At 59.5% G+C, this 15681-nt stretch carries 12 protein-coding genes; 7 read left to right on the top strand and 5 right to left on the bottom strand.

What is annotated here, in order from left to right; genetic code table 11:
• The first annotated feature begins 81 nt into the window (after positions 1 to 81).
• The 3 genes from ACFP6B_RS02545 to ACFP6B_RS02535 all read left to right on the top strand — a co-directional run bounded on the left by ACFP6B_RS02545 (position 82) and on the right by ACFP6B_RS02535 (position 2102).
• Positions 82 to 522, top strand: coding sequence for an FHA domain-containing protein (locus tag ACFP6B_RS02545; RefSeq protein WP_377126409.1), 441 nt, complete (start codon positions 82 to 84; stop codon positions 520 to 522).
• Between the two features lie 2 nt (positions 523 to 524).
• On the top strand, positions 525 to 1280 hold the full coding sequence (gene ftsR / locus ACFP6B_RS02540; protein WP_237195270.1) for a transcriptional regulator FtsR: 756 nt from the start codon (positions 525 to 527) through the stop codon (positions 1278 to 1280).
• Positions 1281 to 1508: 228 nt separating this feature from the next.
• On the top strand, positions 1509 to 2102 hold the full coding sequence (locus ACFP6B_RS02535; protein WP_377126545.1) for a MerR family transcriptional regulator: 594 nt from the start codon (positions 1509 to 1511) through the stop codon (positions 2100 to 2102).
• Between the two features lie 170 nt (positions 2103 to 2272).
• On the opposite strand, the gene ACFP6B_RS02530 is transcribed toward ACFP6B_RS02535, so the two are convergent.
• Positions 2273 to 3049, bottom strand: a complete 777-nt coding sequence (locus ACFP6B_RS02530) for a ParA family protein (protein ID WP_377126405.1) — start codon at positions 3047 to 3049, stop codon at positions 2273 to 2275.
• 327 nt (positions 3050 to 3376) lie between these two features.
• Between ACFP6B_RS02530 and ACFP6B_RS02525 the strand changes: the two genes are divergently transcribed.
• Positions 3377 to 6826: a pyruvate carboxylase gene (locus ACFP6B_RS02525; protein ID WP_377126402.1), complete on the top strand. Its 3450-nt coding sequence runs from the start codon at positions 3377 to 3379 to the stop codon at positions 6824 to 6826.
• A 168-nt stretch (positions 6827 to 6994) separates the two neighbouring features.
• Positions 6995 to 7228 carry a hypothetical protein gene (locus ACFP6B_RS02520; protein WP_377126399.1) on the top strand — a complete coding sequence of 78 codons (234 nt, stop codon included), beginning with the start codon at positions 6995 to 6997 and terminating at the stop codon, positions 7226 to 7228.
• Here the strand turns inward: ACFP6B_RS02520 and ACFP6B_RS02515 are convergent.
• From ACFP6B_RS02515 to efeU, 3 genes are read right to left on the bottom strand one after another with little or no spacing between them, the layout of a single operon-like run.
• Positions 7225 to 8514 carry a Dyp-type peroxidase gene (locus ACFP6B_RS02515; RefSeq protein ID WP_377126396.1) on the bottom strand — a complete coding sequence of 430 codons (1290 nt, stop codon included), beginning with the start codon at positions 8512 to 8514 and terminating at the stop codon, positions 7225 to 7227. The two genes, ACFP6B_RS02520 and ACFP6B_RS02515, sit on opposite strands and share 4 nt — an antisense overlap.
• A gap of 38 nt (positions 8515 to 8552) precedes the next feature.
• On the bottom strand, positions 8553 to 9809 hold the full coding sequence (efeO, locus tag ACFP6B_RS02510; protein WP_377126393.1) for an iron uptake system protein EfeO: 1257 nt from the start codon (positions 9807 to 9809) through the stop codon (positions 8553 to 8555).
• Between the two features lie 60 nt (positions 9810 to 9869).
• A complete protein-coding gene (efeU, locus tag ACFP6B_RS02505) occupies positions 9870 to 10781 on the bottom strand; it encodes an iron uptake transporter permease EfeU (protein WP_377126390.1) in 912 nt (303 codons plus the stop codon).
• A 202-nt stretch (positions 10782 to 10983) separates the two neighbouring features.
• Between efeU and ACFP6B_RS02500 the strand changes: the two genes are divergently transcribed.
• Complete coding sequence (locus tag ACFP6B_RS02500; RefSeq protein ID WP_377126387.1) at positions 10984 to 12390, top strand: mycothione reductase; 1407 nt, start codon at positions 10984 to 10986, stop codon at positions 12388 to 12390.
• 60 nt (positions 12391 to 12450) lie between these two features.
• Here ACFP6B_RS02500 and ACFP6B_RS02495 read toward each other — a convergent pair whose 3' ends face one another.
• Positions 12451 to 14565 (bottom strand): AMP-dependent synthetase/ligase, encoded by a 2115-nt coding sequence (locus ACFP6B_RS02495; protein WP_377126384.1) that lies wholly within the window; start codon positions 14563 to 14565, stop codon positions 12451 to 12453.
• A gap of 294 nt (positions 14566 to 14859) precedes the next feature.
• Here ACFP6B_RS02495 and ACFP6B_RS02490 point away from each other — a divergent pair, with 294 nt between their 5' ends.
• The gene (locus ACFP6B_RS02490; RefSeq protein WP_377126381.1) at positions 14860 to 15603 is read left to right on the top strand and encodes a lysophospholipid acyltransferase family protein; all 744 of its coding nucleotides are present in this window, start codon (positions 14860 to 14862) and stop codon (positions 15601 to 15603) included.
• Positions 15604 to 15681: the final 78 nt, after the last annotated feature.

Below are 15681 nucleotides of genomic sequence, written 5' to 3'. Positions count from 1 at the left end.
GCACAACACCACACATAACCGCGAGACACAGGCACAGTACGGGCGTAGCCCCGCCGCCCGAAGATATAAGGACGTAACCGTATGGCCCAGCACGAAGCAAACCCTCCCACAAGCACTATCGCCATGGTAGCCCTGGGAGTATCCCAGTCCCACAACCCCACCCCCGAAGAACGTGACCTGCTGGCAACCCTGCCCGCCGGCTCAGCCGTCCTTATCGGTCTCGATGGCCAGTTCAAGGGCGCCCGCTTCCTCCTGAACCCCGAAACCGACGAAGACGGCGCTGACCTGCCTATCATCGCAGGCCGTAGCCCCGAATCAGACATTTACCTCGACGACGTCACCGTCTCCCGCCGTCACGCCCTCTTCATCCCCAACGCGGGTAGCTTCATCCTGACCGATGCTGACTCCCTGAACGGTACCTACGTGAACAAGGACCGCGTGGACGAGGCCTACCTGCGCAACGGCGACGAAATCTACATCGGCAAGTTCCACTTCGCCTTCTACCAGGGCCAGGGGCAGTAACCATGGCTCAGGCTCACTCTGCTGAAACTGCTGGGGCAAAAAATAAGACCATCGGTCAGGTGCTCAGCGCCCTTGAAGGGGAATTTGAGGGCATTAGCGCCTCGAAGATTCGCTTTCTTGAAGATAAGGGTCTGGTGAGCCCGCAGCGTACCAATACCGGCTACCGCAAGTACTCCGAAGAAGATATTGAGCGCCTGCGTTTTGTGCTGCAGCTGCAGCGCGACCAGTACCTGCCGCTCAAGGTGATCCGCCAGCGCCTGGCTGACATCGACGCGGGGCTAGCACCCGCCCCCGGTAGCGAACCTGCCGAGGGGCAGGGGAGCGGGGCGGACGCGTCCGCGCAACCGGGCGCCGAAGAGCTGCCGAGCGCCCGCCCGGCAGCCGAGACAGAACCTGCCCGCACCTACACCCTGCGTGAGCTGGGTCAGGAGGCAGGGGTTGATATGCCCCTGCTGCGTGAGCTCATGAACTACGGTCTGCTGGCAGACAACAAAGAAGAATACGACCAGTACGACCTGGCCGTCACCAGGGTGAGTGACCAGCTCACAGCCCACGGCCTGCACCCGCGCCACCTGCGAGCCTTCCGCGCTGCAGCCGACCGCGAAGTCGACCTGGTAGAAACCGCGGTGGGCCCCCTGGCCCTGCGCAAGGACGAAGAATCCCAGGCCCGCGCTGCTGAACTCGCCGGTGATATTGCCCAGCTTCTGCTCCGTCTGCACATGGCCCTGGTTGCCGGGAGTATGCCCAGCTACGACTAACCCCACCTATCGTTGCACGATGGGGCACCGGGTGAACGTGGTCTGTCTTAATGACCAGAACCACGTTAAAACGCCGGTGCCCCTGCCGACCGATTAACCGGCAAAAGGGTTACTGGGCAGGTAGGATAAGAGAGTCCATGATCAGTTCAAGGGAAGGAACCTCAAACCGTGACACAGTACAACGGTGACCCTAGCGCCCCCGCCGCGCTACGAGGCGTACCTGCCCCCATGGATCAGCCCCTGCTGGGCTTCGAAGACGTCATGCCCCGCACCTCCCCGGTGGGTGAGCAGGGCGTCCTCTTTGATGACCCCGTTTCTCTGGTTGATGAGAACCTTGGCTACCGCGGCCCCACCGCCTGCAAGGCAGCGGGTATTACCTACCGCCAGCTCGACTACTGGGCCCGCACTCACCTGGTGGAGCCCACCGTCCGCTCGGCTCAGGGTTCTGGCTCCCAGCGTCTTTACTCTTTCCGCGATGTGCTCGTACTCAAAATCGTTAAGAGTCTGCTTGATACCGGCGTATCCCTGCAGCAGATTCGCACCTCGGTCGACCACCTGCGCTCCCGCGGCGTTGAGGATCTTGCCGGAATCACCCTTATGTCCGACGGCGCCTCGGTCTACGAATGCACCTCGGCCTCTGAGGTCATTGACCTGGTGCAGGCCGGCCAGGGCGTCTTCGGCATTGCTATCGGCCGTGTCTGGCGCGAACTGGAAGTATCGCTGAGTGAACTGCCCGGCGAAAGCACCGCCCAGGAAGTACAGCAAGAAGCCGAAGTTCACGACGAACTTTCGGCCCGCCGAGCCCGCAAAGCCGGCGCCTAAAGAGCATAGAAAACTACCCCGCCTCGCAGATGCGATGGTGGGGTAGTTGCGTCTAGAGACGCAGGCTCACGCTCGCTGTCGACCCTCTCGCCGGTTCGCTGACGCTCACGGGCGATTCACGCCAGCCCCGCGCCAACAGCTTCGCTGTGAGCCTGCGCCCCCTATACGTCTTATTCCGTAGCTACATCGAGCAGGCCCACCAGCAGCGTAGTGAAGGCGCTGGCGAGTTCCTGGGCTTCTTCTTCGGGCCAGTAGTGCACGGGGTAGGCGGATCCCTGAATGCGCTGGAGCAGGTGCGTCTCGGGCAGGATAGTCTCAGCGACCAGGTCGCCAAAGAGCACCTTCATTTCCTCGATGCGGTAGTCGTGCTCGGGGTCGCCTGCACGTACCTTATTGATGACTACCGAGGCTGACTCGACAGCGTAAGGAGTATTGGCTTCGAAACGGGCGATAGCGCGCAGGGTGCGCTCGGAGCCCGCTACGGAGAAGAGGGAAGGCTCAGCTACAGAAAGTACGCGGTCAGAAGCTGCCCAGGCCATTTCGGTCAGGCGCCCCAGGGTGGGCGGGCAGTCAATGAGGATGAGGTCAAAACTCTCCCGCAGAGGTTCAAGCAGACCTGCCAGGCGGGGTAACAGGGTCGCCGAGTCGAGTTGTTCCAGGGCTGTTAGTCGGGCGGACGCGCGCCCCACCCAGGTGCCCGCCTCCAGTCCGGTGCGAGAGGCGTTACCGAGGCTGCCGAGGGCAGCCCACGAAGCGGGGACGAGCTCGTCCGCTAGGGAATAGTCGGCAGGAGAAAATAGCAGGGTGCCCATGTCCATGCCGCCAGAGGTGCCCACGCCCAGGCCCGTGGAGGCGTCCCCGTGGGGGTCGAGGTCAATCACCAGAACCCGCAGGCCGCTTGCCTGCGCGGCTGAAGCCAATCCGAGCACCACCGATGTTTTGCCCACACCGCCCTTTAGGCTGCTTATACTTACCACGCTGCTCATTGCCACGAAAGCCTCTCGAATTTGGCGGATACACTGACTTTCTATGCTACCCAAGAGGGCATGCGCCTGCTGCTAGGTAGTACAGAAAGTCAGGCAAGCTCACAGCCGCGATCTTAGGTATGTGTAGCCATGCTCACAATAAAATCTTTACATTACGTTCGGCATCACAAAAAATGAGACAAAACCAGGTGCTTTAGGAAGTCTAAAGATATATTTGAGGTGTTCACACACGAACTGTGGCTTAGCCTCACCGCACCCTGTGTGCCGCGTGGGGCGGAACGGAAGAAAATGTTTTCAAAGATTCTGGTCGCTAACCGCGGCGAAATCGCAATCCGCGCCTACCGCGCGGCCTACGAGCTCGGCGCTAAGACCGTCGGCGTCTTCCCCTATGAAGACCGCCACTCCATTCACCGGCAGCAGGCTGACGAGGCCTACCCGATTGGTGAAGAGGGCCATCCCGTCCGAGCCTACCTCGATGTTGAGGAGATTATTCGCGTCGCCAAAGAAGCCGGCGCTGATGCTATCTACCCGGGCTACGGCTTCCTCTCTGAGAACCCCGAGCTGGCCCGTGCCGCTGCGGCTGCCGGGATTACTTTCATTGGCCCCCCGCCGGAGGTTCTTGAACTTGCCGGTAACAAGGTTGAGGCGCTGAAGGCAGCTAAGCGGGCCGGTATTCCGGTCCTGAAGTCCACCGAGCCCAGCTCCGACGTTGAGAAGCTGCTGGCTGAGGCCGAAGAAATCGGTTTCCCCATCTTCGTCAAGGCAGTTGCCGGTGGCGGCGGACGCGGTATGCGCCGCGTTGAAAAGCGTGAAGACCTGCGCGGCGCTATGGAAGCGGCTATGCGCGAAGCTGATACCGCTTTTGGTGACCCCACTGTCTTCCTTGAGCAGGCTGTGCTACGCCCCCGCCACATTGAGGTGCAGATTCTGGCTGACGGTGAGGGCAATATTGTCCACCTCTTTGAGCGTGACTGTTCCCTACAGCGCCGCCACCAGAAGGTCGTTGAAATTGCGCCTGCCCCCAATCTCGATGAAGAGATTCGCCAGGCTCTCTTCCGCGACGCTGTTAAGTTCGCCAAGGAACTGGGCTACGTCAACGCCGGTACTGTGGAGTTCCTGGTCGATACCGCCGGTGAACGCGCAGGCCAGCATGTCTTTATCGAAATGAACCCCCGCATTCAGGTTGAGCACACCGTGACCGAAGAAGTCACCGACGTTGACCTGGTCCAGTCCCAGATGCGTATCGCTGCCGGTGAGACCCTGGAAGATTTGGGTATCCGTCAGGACGATTTGCGCGTGCGCGGCTTCGCCCTACAGTCCCGTATCACCACCGAGGACCCCGCTAACGGCTTCCGCCCCGACGTCGGTAAGGTCACCTACTACCGCTCCGCCGGTGGTTCTGGCATCCGTCTGGACGGCGGTACCGTCTACACCGGTGCCCAGATCTCTCCCCACTTCGACTCCATGCTGGTTAAGCTCACCTGCCGCGGCCGTACCTTTGAGGACGCCGTCCGCCGCGCTTCCCGAGCCCTGGCAGAGTTCCGTATTCGCGGCGTAGCAACCAACATCCCCTTCATCCAGGCGGTGCTTGAAGACCCTACCTTCCGGGCAGGCGACGTATCCACCCCCTTCATCGATGAGCACCCCGAGCTTCTGACCAAGAAACCCTCGGCTGACCGTGGCACCAAGGCCCTGCAGTACCTGGCCGACGTCACCGTCAATAAGCCTCACGGTGAGCGTATCGAGGGCCTTGACCCCCGCTGGAAACTCCCCGCTTTCCCCGGGGATAAGACCGAAGAGCCCTACCGCTCACCCTTCGACGCCTCCAGCCATGAGCCCCCCGCAGGCTGGCGTCAGCGCCTGCTGGAACTGGGCCCCGAAGGGTTCGCCAAGGCTGTACGCGACACCAAGGAAGTGCTGATTACCGACACCACCTTCCGCGACGCCCACCAGTCCCTGCTGGCCACCCGCGTCCGCACCCGCGATCTACTCGCAGCGGCCCCCGCGGTAGCCCACGTGACCCCCGAACTCTTCTCAGTTGAGGCCTGGGGCGGTGCGACCTACGACGTTGCCCTGCGCTTCCTCTCAGAAGACCCCTGGGAGCGTCTGGCCCACCTGCGTGCGGCTATGCCCAACCTGCCCATCCAGATGCTGCTACGCGGTCGCAACACCGTGGGCTACACCCCGTACCCCACCGAGGTCACCGACGCCTTCGTTAAGGAAGCCGCTGAGACCGGTGTCGATATCTTCCGTATCTTCGACTCCCTCAACGATGTTTCCCAGATGACCCCGGCTATCAAGGCTGTTCGCGCCACCGGCACCGCCGTTGCCGAGGTTGCTATTTGCTACACCGGCGACATGCTAGATCCCGCTGAGCAGACCTACACCCTGGACTACTACCTGAACCTGGCTGACCAGGTGGTAGAAGCCGGTGCCCACATCCTTGCTATCAAGGACATGGCCGGTCTGCTGCGTCCGGAAGCTGCCCGTCGCCTGGTCACCGCCCTGCGTGAGCGCTTCGACCTGCCCGTACACCTGCACACCCACGACACCGCCGGTGGCCAGGTCGGCACCCTGCTGGCCGCTGTCGAGGCCGGTGTGGACGTCGTCGATGTGGCTTCTGCATCTATGGCAGGCACCACCTCCCAGCCCTCCTTCTCAGCCCTGGTCGGTGCCCTGCAGTACACCGACCGCGCCCCCTCCATCACCCTGGAAGCGGCCTGTGCACTGGAACCCTACTGGGAGGCCGTCCGCACCATCTACAAGCCCTTCGAGATGGGCCTGTCCTCACCCACCGGTCGTGTCTACACCCACGAAATTCCCGGTGGCCAGCTCTCCAACCTGCGTGCCCAGGCAACCGCCCTGGGTCTGGGGGAGCGCTTCGAGGATATCGAAGACATGTACGCCGCTGCGGACCGCATGCTGGGGCACATCGTCAAGGTAACCCCCTCATCCAAGGTGGTCGGTGACCTTGCCCTGCAGCTGGTCGGCATGGGCGTCTCACCCGAGGACTTCGAGAAGGACCCGCAGAAGTTCGATATCCCCGACTCGGTGATTGGCTTCCTCAACGGTGAGCTGGGCACCCCGCCCGCTGGCTGGCCCGAGCCCTTCCGCACCCGCGCACTGGAGGGCCGCAAGCTCTCCAAGCCCTCGGTCAACGAGCTATCCGCCGATGACCTAGAGGCTCTGAACGGGGATTCAGCAACCCGCCGCGCTACCCTCAACCGCCTGCTCTTCGCTGGACCCACCCGCGATTTTGAGAAGGCCCGCGAGGAATACGGCGACCTGTCGATCCTGCACACCCGCGACTTCCTCTACGGCATGCTCTTCAAGCGCGAGCACGTGATCTCCCTAGGTAAGGGCGTTCGCCTGATTGCCACCCTTCAGGCTATTTCTGAGCCCGACGAAAAGGGTATGCGCGAGGTCATCTGCACCCTCAACGGGCAGCAGCGCACCGTTAGGGTCCGCGACAACTCCGTAGAGTCTAACGTCAAGGAAGCTGAGAAGGCTGACGCCTCAAACCCCGGCCACATCGCAGCTCCCTTCGCTGGCGGTGTCTCTATCACGGTCAAGCCCGGTGACGAAATCTCAGCCGGCGACCAGGTAGCCACCATCGAGGCCATGAAGATGGAAGCCTCCATCACCTCAGCTGTCTCCGGTACCGTCGAGCGCGTTGTCTACAACGACGTCTCCCAGGTAGCTGGCGGCGACCTGCTGATCGTGGTCAACGTCAAGTAACTATCTACCCCAGGTAGCTAAGAAGCGGACGCCCGCCCCGGCTTGTGAAAGTCGGGGCGGGCGTCCGCTCTCTTGTTATCTCAAGTAGGGACCAGAAAAGTGACGAAAGTATGTACTGTGCACAAGGATTTTGAGAGGAATCTGGTCCCTACCTGTAGGCTAGAAAGCATGAACGTAACTCACCTGATGATTATTGGTTTCGGAGCGATTCTGCTGCTACTGGGTGTGCTCGCCCCGCAGGGCGGCTGGAATATCTACGTGATGATTCTTGGCTTCCTTCATATCGTGGTCGGTAACGTGCTGGTCTTCCGCCAGATGCAAAAGAACTTCCGCGACAACGCAAAAGCCGCGGCGCAGACGTCCTCAACCGAGAACAGCACAGAAGCTCACCCCAGCAGCTAAGCCTTCTCGAAGAAGGCCTGACCGATATATCCGCCTTCCTCAGTGACCCCGGGAGGTACTAAAAAGACTGAGCTTGAACGGGTCTTCAGATACTCAACAAAAAGGTCGTCTCGGGCCATATTCTTATGGACAGTAGCAAAACGCGCAGGGTCGTTAACAAAAGCAATAAAGAATAGACCTGCCGCAAGTCTGCCCTGAGCATCGTTTCCGTCAACGTAGTTATACCCCCGTCGGAGCATAGCAATGCCCTGGTTGTGATCAGGGTGTACCCTGGCTATGTGTGAGCGTTCGTCAATCAGTAAGTTTCCCTTCTCATCCTTGGCAGAAAAATCGGGCGGTGTGAACTCATCACCGCCTGAGAGGGGAGCGCCATTGCGTTTGTCCCTACCGGTAACCCGCTCCTGCTCTTGGAGCTGGATCCCGTCCCACACCTCAATGTTCATTGAGATCTTACGGGCAATTAGGTAGCTTCCTCCGGCTGCAATGCCCTGATTAATCCAGACATGTTCTGCGAGCCTGCCGGTCTCTTCCGCTTTGATATTAGAAGTGCCGTCCTTCTGCCCAAAGAGATTGCGGGGAGTAGCTTGAGCGGATGTGGTTGAAGATGTGCGACCAAAGCCTAGCTGGGACCATCTAAGCGTGGCGATTCCAACGGCAATGCGGGTGAGGTTTCTGATGGCGTGTACAGCAACCTGAGGGTCGTAGGCGCAGGCCTGAATGAAAAGGTCCCCTCCTGACTGCGATGTATCAATGAAATCATTGACCATTTTGGGTAGAGGCTCAAACTCTTGCGGTAGTTGCCCTGCCAAGCCAAAGCGGTCTGTGCCGTCCTCTTGAGTAAAGAGGCTCCTACCGAAACCAAATGTGATAGTCAGACCGGAGGCTCCTAGGTCAGCTGCCTCTCCCGTATCTGGCGGGGGTAGGGCTGGCCCACCTCCAAAAGCTCCGGCAGCGGTGACATCAAGCCCCAGGGTTAGCCTACTTGCGGCGTAAGTCCAGTCTTGGAGCAGAAGAATCAGATCGTCCCGGGTGGTATCTTCTGCCATATCAAATGCCGCGCAGTGCATGCGATCTTGGGCTGCTGTAGTAATACCTGCCTGGTGAGCCCCATAAAAATCGTAGGTAACATCGGCTTGCTCTGAGATAGATTCGCTACCTTTCCCAGCTGTATAACCGGCAGCTAAACCTCCGAGTAAGGTAACACCAGACCCAGCCCCCGTCAGAGCAAGGACAGCACGGCGTGACAGCCCCGAGGTGCTACGGGAGTGTGATGGAGTAGATTTCATGGTCGCTTTCCTTAGTGCTGACGGGGTTGGGTGAGAAACTAGTCGACGAGGGTGGCTGTGAGCTGGGAGAGGGGCTCACGTACTGCATCGAGTTTGGTGGTAAGCTCCTTGCGTTGCTCCTCGCTGACCTCGTTGTAGGGGGTGAACCCTTCATCATAGGAGCCGTACTGATCTAGTTCAGCCTGCAAATCATTGAAGGCAGCATCGATGGTTTCAACAAGCTGGGCGTTCTCTTCTGACTCAGCTGAGGCAATAGGAGCGACCAGATCAAAAGCAATGCGGGAGCCCTCAAGGTTAGCCTGGAAGTCCCAGAGGTCACGGTGGCTCCACCAGTTCTCTTCACCGGTTACCTTACCGACTGCAATTTCTTCAAGCAGGGCAGCCGCACCGTTCGATACAGAGGTGATATTGAGCTGCTGGTCTTCAGCAAAGGTGGGGGAATGAATTTCATCGTAGAGGGCCTGAACATCGTTGATGAGGGTTTGTCCGATTCGCTGCCGGTCTTCCTTGCTTGAAGCGCTCCACCCATCGTGTGCTGAGCTACCGTCAGGCTGGAGAGCATCGGCTGCGGGCACCCAGAGGTCTTTTTCAATGCGGTGGAAACCGAGCCACTCGGTAAAGGTGGGGTCATCTTGTTCAAGCAGTTCTGCTTCTGCAAGGTAGTCAATTTCCCGGTAATCAATACGGGGGTCGAGAATGCCGAGAGCTTCGGCAATAGGTTCAATGCGTTCGTAGTGGACACGTGTTGTTGCATAGAGCTCACGAGCCTTTTCATCGTCACCGTTCATATAGGCGGTGGCGAACTCCTCAACCTGCGGTAGGAGCTCGCCTACCTCATTCTTGGCGAAGTTGACGTAGTTAGCCACCGCCTGTTCATAGAGTTCTTTCTGCTCACCCGTGAGCTCAACGGGGTCGCCGGTGACGGTGAAGGCTGCCGTGCCCACATTTTCACCTCGCATGCCCGGCTTGCATGCTGTGTAGTATTCACCCGGCTGCAGGGATACGGTGAGGTCTGCTGTTTGGCCCGGAGCTATATTTTCTTTTTCAGAAACGATTCGCAACCCGTCTGAGCCGAGAAGGTAAAACTCGGTGGTCTTTTCGCCGTCATTGGTGATACTAAACTGCGCCGTTCCCGACGTAGTGCTGTTGGTTGAGACAAGGCAGTCAGAGGTGGTAGATGAAACTGTAATCGTATTCCCGTCGGACTGCTGGGCTTGTTTATCGACGCAGGCGGTGAGGGTTAGCGCGAGGCTGGTGGTGATGAGGGTGCTGAGGACGGGGCGATGTGTTGTCATGGTGTGCCTTTCTGAGACTGTAGGTAAGGGGAGCCGGACGCAGACCGGCAGCTGGGGTGGTTAGTTCCGGGAGGGCGCGTGGGTAGTCCGACGCTGGCGCCTGATCCAGAGGGGGAAAACTATGGTGAGATAGAGGGCCCAGGCTATGACCTCAAGCCAGGACATGAGGGGTGTGAACCCTACCGTTCCTTTGAGGATGGATGCCACGGCACCTGAGGGGTCTATATAGTTTTGGAGGTCGAAAGCCCAGCCGAAAGGAAAAGACGCTCCCCAAAATGGGGTGGTGGTGAATCCAACGAGTACTTCACCCGTCCTGAAATTTGTTGGGGTGATGGGGGCACCTGAGAACGGGCCCGGTAGGAATCTTGCTTCCTGTAGATCATGGATTCCGTAGGCGAGAATTCCGGCACTCATCACGATGAGCAGAGCACCTGTAACTGCGAAAAAACGGCTGAGGTTGAATTTCATCATGCCCCTGTTGATGGCAACGCCGAGGGCAACAGCCAGAAGTATGCCAACAATTGCGCCTGCTAGTGCTTGGGGAGCCGTCGACCAGGCCCATAGCATGAGAGTAGTTTCGAGACCTTCTCTGCCGACAGTGACAGCTGCCAGCCAGAACATAGCCCAGCCACTACCGGTTGCTAGCGCAGCTCTGGCGGATGTTTCAAGTTCTTGTTTGAGGGAAGGCCCTATTTTAGCCATCCAGAACACCATCGTGGTTACCATAAGGACGGCAAGAAGGGAGAGGCCGCCGCCCAAGAGCTCTTGGCCCTCAAAACTGAGACCATAACGACCGTAGGTTAGTATGGCTCCGGCGATGAGGGATACCGTTGTCGCGATGCCAACGCCCCACCAGATTTTAGGGCGGGTGTCGCTGCGACCCACTTTGGTCACGCAGGCTAAAAGTATGCCGATGACCAGCGCGGCCTCGAGGCCTTCTCGTAAGCCGATGAGAAAGGTAGCCAGAAACATCAGGCATTCTCCTAGTCAGGTATAGCATAGGTATTAATTAGGTAAGACTAATCTTATTTAAAGATAAGTGTTGCCTGTAACTTCTGCAAAAGGTTGGGGAGACTCCTATCTTCATAAAGAGGAATAATGAGCTGCTGTCACCGGTTATAGTCGATAATGTGCCTCACTTCTTCTGAATGTATGCACCTGACGAAAGGCAACCATGACAACATCGCGCCACTACGACCTCATCATCATCGGCTCCGGTTCCGGTAACTCCCTGCCCAACGAGGACTACGAGGGCAAGAAGATTGCCATCATCGACGGCGGCCGCTTCGGCGGTACCTGCCTCAACGTGGGCTGTATTCCCACCAAGATGTATGTCTACCCGGCCTCTACCGTTGCCCGCGCTAAGGACGCTGCCCGTCTGGGTGTAGAGCTAGAGCACAAGCACACTGCCTGGCGGCAGATTCGTGACCGAATCTTCGGCCGTATCGACGCTATTAGTGAGGGCGGGCTGGCCTGGCGGAAGTCCCTTGAGAACGTGGACGTCTACGAGGAATACGCTAAGCTGACCGGCCCCCGGAGCGTGGTTACGGCGTCCGGCCTTGAGCTGACCGCTGACCAGCTGGTGCTGGCTACCGGATCCCGTGTTACCCTGCCCCAGGTCCCCGGTATCGACCTGCCCCAGGTGCACACCTCAGATACCGTCATGCGTATTGATGAGCTACCCGAGCGCGTGGTGGTCATCGGCGGCGGCTTCATCGCAGCCGAGTTTGCTCACGTCTTCTCGGGTCTGGGCGCTCAGGTGACCCAGGCTGTGCGCTCAGACCGCCTGCTCCGCAGCCACGACGACACCATTGCCGAGATCTTTACCCGTGAGGCTGCCCGCCAGTGGGACCTGCGCACCAACCACGCCCTGAAGGCTATCGAGGCTGCCGACGACGGGTCTGTGACGGTGGTATTTGAGGACGCCGGTGAGCGGGTTACCGTGCCCGCTGACCTGGTGCTGGTGGCAACGGGCCGCACCCCCAACTCCGATACCCTCGATGCTGCCACCTACTTTGATGTGGATGAGCGGGGCCTGGTACAGGTGGATGAGTACCAGCGGGTGCTCTCCGGCGGCCAGCCGGTCAAGGGCGTCTGGGCCCTGGGCGATGTGAGCTCCCCTTACCAGCTCAAGCACGTGGCAAACGCTGAGATGCGTACCGTGCAGTGGAATATCGTGCACCCCGACCAGCTACGGGCCACCGACCACCGCTACGTGCCCGCTGCTGTGTTCACGCACCCGCCCATTGCCGCTGTGGGCCTGACCGAAAGCCAGGCACGGGAGCAGGCTGCTGCTGAAGGGTTTGAGATTACCGTCAAGGAACAGAAGTTCGGCGACGTAGCCTACGGCTGGGCTATGGACGATAGCGAAGGTGTCTGCAAGCTGATTGCCCGCAAGGATACCGGGGAGCTACTGGGTGCCCACCTTATCGGTGAGGAGTCACCCAACCTGATTCAGCCCCTGATCCAGGCCATGAGCTTTGGCCTGAGTGCCCGCGATATGGCCCGCGGCCAGTACTGGATCCACCCGGCCCTGACCGAGGTTGTGGAGAACGCCCTGCTGGGGCTTGAGCTCGACTAGCCTGTAACCCGCCTAACGCACGACCCCCGCTCCTGATAACAGGAACGGGGGTCGTGTACTTTACTGAGAGTCCTTTTCTGCCTCGGTGACCTCTACCCAGTCACTAGCGGCCTTCTCAACCTGCTCGTCGGCATCCGAGCTGCTGGCGGCGTCCTTATCCTTAGCTCCGGGTAGGGGAGCGACCTGCTGGATCTTATCTGCCAGCTCGTGCAGCTTCTGCCCCTGGGTCTCGGTGAACTCCTGAATCTTCTCAGCCTGCACAGCCTTGAACTGGTCCCATTTCTCGGTCTGCTCGGCACGCAGCTCCTGAACACGCTCAGCGGTATGCGCGGCGGTCTCGGTCACGGTGGACTTGGTGCGGTTGTACATATCTTCAACATAGGAGTTGAAGTCAGCCAGAACCTGCTTGCGGCGAACCTTCATAGAGGGGGTCAGGTGCCCCTCGGCCTCGGTGAAGTCCTTATCAAGAATACGGAACTCGCGGATAGACTCGGCCTTCGACACAAAGGCGTTGGCGTCATCGATGAACTTCTGGATAGCCTCACGGACGCGGGGATTGGTGGAGGCTTCCTTGAGGGAGAGGGTGCGGGGCAGTCCGATGCGCTCGAGCTCATCGGGCAGGACGTCGGGGTCCAGGGTGATGAGAGCCGAAATGAAGGGCTTCTCATCGCCCACCAGCATAGCCTGAGACACGAAGGGGGACTGCCGCAGGCGATCCTCGGCGGGAACCGGCATGACGTTCTTGCCGCCAGCGGTCACGATGATTTCCTTCTTACGGCCGGTGATGTAGATCTTGCCGTCATCGTCAATACGGGCCAGGTCGCCGGTGCGGAACCAACCGTCCTCGGTGAACGCAGCCGCGTTCTCTTCGGGGTTATCCAGGTAGCCAGAAATCAAGCCAACGCCCTTGAACTCCAGCTCGCCGTCCTCAGCGATACGGGCAGAACCGCCGGGAATCAGGGTGCCCACATTGCCGATATCGAACTGGCGGATACGTCCCACAGCCAGGGGGGCGGTGGTCTCGGTCAGGCCGTAGCCCTCAACGACCTCGATGCCCACAGCGTGGTAGAAGTGACCGTAGTGGGGGGCGAGGCGTCCGCCACCGGAGACCGCGAAGCGCACCTTGCCGCCCATGGCGTCGCGCAGCTTGGAGTAGACCAGCTTGTCGTAGAACTTATGCTGCAGGGTGAGAGTACGGGTCATCTTGCCCGCAATCTTGGCCTGGGACCACTTGATAGCAACGTCAACCGAGCGCTGGAAGAGCTTGGCATTGACCTTACCGCCCTTCTCAGCCTTCTTGATAGCCCCCTCATAGACCTTCTCAAAGACACGGGGCACCACCAGCAGCATAGTGGGCTGGAAAGAAGCTAAATCGGTGGAAAGGTTCTTGATATCCGGGGCGTGCCCTACCGTCAGACCCGCGTCAAAAGCCAGCACCTGAATCAGGCGCCCCAACACATGGGCCAAGGGGAGGAAGAGCAGGGTTGAGTTGGTTTCGTTGGCAATTTCGGGGATGGTGAGCTTGGCATTAGCAGAGAGGCGGACGAAGTTGCCGTGGGTGATGGGGCAGGCCTTGGGGCGGCCGGTGGTACCGGAGGTATAGACGATTGTGGCCACGGTATCCAGGTTGGCTGTGGCGCGGCGTTCCTCTACTTCTTCATCTGTAATAGCTGACCCGCCGGCGATCAGGGAGGGAAGTACAGCCTCCTCTAGTACCCAGACGTCCTTCAGGGCGTCCAGGGAGAGTTCTTCATCGCTGAGCGCCCGAGCTTGCTCGATGACGTCGGCCAGCTTGCTGTTCTCCACAAAGACAGCTTTAGCGCCAGAGTGGGACAGGGCCCAGGCAGCCTGCGCGGGGGAGGAAGTCTCATAGACGGGCACGGTTACGGCCCCTGCGTACCAGATAGCAAAGTCAATGAGGGTCCACTCGTAGCGGGTGCGGCTCATGATGCCAACGACATCGCCTGCCCCAATGCCAGCGGCCATCAGGCCCTTGGCCAGGTCAATGACCTGACGGCGGAAGTCCTTGGCAGTAACGGGCACCCAGTTACCGGTAGATTTCTGGACCCGGTAGACCAGGGGGTTGCGACTGTCCTGCGCACGGCGCTCTACCATATCGGTGATATTGACTGCCGGATCAACAGTAACAATCTGGGGGGAGTGAATTTCTTTCACGGCGTTACCTTGTCTCTAACGGGCCCTGGGACGGGGGAGGGGTAAAGTGCCTCGGCAACGAAGCCTGTGCACGCGGTTCTTCCTGGCCATTTTACAGCCCGCCCCTGGCGATAACCCTACTTTCGCGGGGTGTGACGCTCTGAGGGGAATAGCTTCGCCGCCAGCGGGGTTTACTCATACTGACTGGTTTAGATAACTCGTCCCACTCGGGCATACAATATGTAGTGGAAAGCCGCTCGCTGACTGCTTTAGCCACGAGACCCCTGACATTGCTCTATCGCAAGGAGAGACACCATGTATATGCAGCTACGCACCGTGCTCAAGCCCTTCTTGCAGCGGGCCTATCACCACGAGGTCGTGGGGGCTGAAAATATCCCGGCAGCAAGCGGCGCTATTCTGGCAAGTAACCACGTGTCTTTTATTGACTCTATTTTCTTGCCTCTTGCGGCTCCGCGTCAGGTATTTTTCTTGGCCAAGTCAGACTACTTCACTACTCCCGGTCTTAAGGGGCGCCTGATGAAGTGGTTCTTCACTTCTGTGGGCCAGCTACCTATTGACCGCTCCGGTGGTGCTAAGTCGGCTGAATCTCTGGCTGCTGCTGTTGCCGCCCTGCGCGAGGGCAAGCTCGTGGGTATCTACCCCGAGGGGACCCGTAGCCCCGATGCTCGCCTCTACCGGGCCAAAATTGGTGTGGCCCGCCTGGCTCTGGAGGCCGGCGTCCCCATTATCCCCGTTGCCCAGTTCGGTAACGAGGATGTGCAGGTGCCTGGCTCCAACCGCTTGCGCCTGCGGAAGGACGGCAAACCGATCCGGGTGAAGACCGTCATCGGTGAACCCATCGATGTGACCCCCTATATGGGGCGGGACGACGAATGGGCCGCCCAGCGGGAACTGGCAGACCTGGTTATTGAGCGGATTAGCCAGATGACCGGCCGCCCCATCACCCCGGTCTATGCGGCCGACGTTAAGAAGCTTATGACGGCTGAAGGAATCAGTGCGGACGAGGCCACCAGTCGTCTGCTTGAAACCCGCTCCTAGCTCGTCCGCTCCCGTTCTAAGAGCTGTATGTCACATGGTGGACACAGCTTTGAACCCTACACCTAAGCCCCAATACTT

The organism is Rothia nasimurium (assembly GCF_042660305.1).
Lineage (GTDB): Bacteria > Actinomycetota > Actinomycetes > Actinomycetales > Micrococcaceae > Rothia > Rothia nasimurium.
The sequence above is the reverse complement of the archived record's forward strand: the minus strand, read 5'-3'. Positions and strand labels throughout refer to the sequence as shown.